Here is a 478-nt window from a genome sequence, read left to right on the forward strand (position 1 = left end):
CTGGCCACCGTGATGACCTTGCTGGTCGCGTCCTGCTGCACCAGGCCGACGCTGCCGCCGTCCAGTTGCTGCGTCAGGTTCGTGACCGAGCCTTCCACGTTGGTCACGCGGCCGTCGATGCTGGTGATCGCCGTCTTGTTGGCCGCAACGTTCGTCGTGTTGGCCGCGATGCCGGCCGTGTTGGTCGTCACGTTCTGGTTGGTCGCGTGCAGCTGCGAACCGTTTACCGCTTCGGTGCTGGTGTCGCCCAGCGCGCCAGCCTTCACGCCGCTCAGCGTGCGCGCGCCATCGGTGCCACTGAAGTCCACCGTCGTGCCGTCCAGGCCCCTGGCCACCGTGATGGCTTTGCTGGTCGCGTCCTGCTGTACCAGGCCGACGCTGCCGCCGTCCAGTTGCTGCGTCAGGTTCGTGACCGAGCCTTCCACGCTGGTCACGCGGCCGTCGATGCTGGTGATCGCCGTCTGGTTGGTCGCAATGC

Annotated in this window: 1 pseudogene; it reads right to left on the reverse strand. The window is 67.2% G+C overall.

The features are described 5' to 3' along the window. Window positions 1-478 (reverse strand): annotated as a pseudogene (locus F6X42_RS43110) (ESPR-type extended signal peptide-containing protein); the annotation flags it as partial.

The organism is Paraburkholderia podalyriae (assembly GCF_014397785.1).
Lineage (GTDB): Bacteria > Pseudomonadota > Gammaproteobacteria > Burkholderiales > Burkholderiaceae > Paraburkholderia > Paraburkholderia podalyriae.